This is a genomic window from Neisseria sp. P0021.S007 (assembly GCF_051956855.1).
The window spans coordinates 1-769 of the sequence record NZ_JBQCXA010000386.1 but is presented as its reverse complement, the minus strand read 5'-3'; the positions used below and the strand labels follow the sequence as shown (position 1 = coordinate 769).

Annotated in this window: 1 protein-coding gene and 1 pseudogene; both read left to right on the top strand. The window is 46.7% G+C overall.

The window, feature by feature from the left end; translation table 11 throughout:
* The coding region (locus ACTHUR_RS13530) for an aspartate/glutamate racemase family protein (protein ID WP_440399044.1) at positions 1 to 470 on the top strand (470 nt) is incomplete at its 5' end.
* A gap of 11 nt (positions 471 to 481) precedes the next feature.
* Positions 482 to 674 (top strand): annotated as a pseudogene (locus ACTHUR_RS13525) (UvrB/UvrC motif-containing protein); the annotation flags it as partial.
* Positions 675 to 769 lie beyond the last annotated feature (95 nt).

Here is a 769-nt window from a genome sequence, read left to right as displayed (position 1 = left end):
ACCGAATCGGCATTATCGCGACCAACACCACCGTCAACAGCAATGCCTACGCGCGAGCTATCCATTCAAAAAACAACGACACGCTGGTGCGCACGCAAGCCGCACCCCTGCTTGTGCCATTGGTGGAAGAAGGCTGGCTCGATCACGAAGTCACCCGTCTGACCGTGCGCGAATACCTGAAGCCGCTTTTGGCCGACGACATCGACACGCTGGTGTTGGGTTGTACCCACTTCCCACTGCTCAAACCGCTTATCGGCCACGAAGCACAAAACGTTACCTTGGTCGATTCCGCCATCACTACCGCCGAAGCCACCGCCAAAGCCTTGGCACAAGCAGGTTTGCTGAATACAGAAAACGACAATCCGGATTACCGCTTCTACGTCAGCGACATCCCCCTGCGTTTCCGCACCATCGGCGAACGCTTCTTGGGTAGAAGTATGGAGCAGATTGAGATGGTAACGTTGGGTTGATTGGAAATATTAAAGGCCGTCTGAAAGGTAAAAACAAGGTTAAAGTCGGCGAAATTCACAATGAAGAAGATGCCTTGGAATAAATTGCGAAATTGGAAAAAAGCTATGCAGCAGGTGGCCAAGGATTTGCAGTTTGAAGAAGCGGCTGTGTTACGGGATAGAATTCGGGTAATTAAGGAAGAATTGTTGTTTGGTAGTGAATAAGTTATATCATTATTAAGTTATAGGAAATTATCATGAATATTGATTTAAAAAGAGAAGATTGTGGAGAAAAGTTAAGATTTTATTTTCAAAAACAT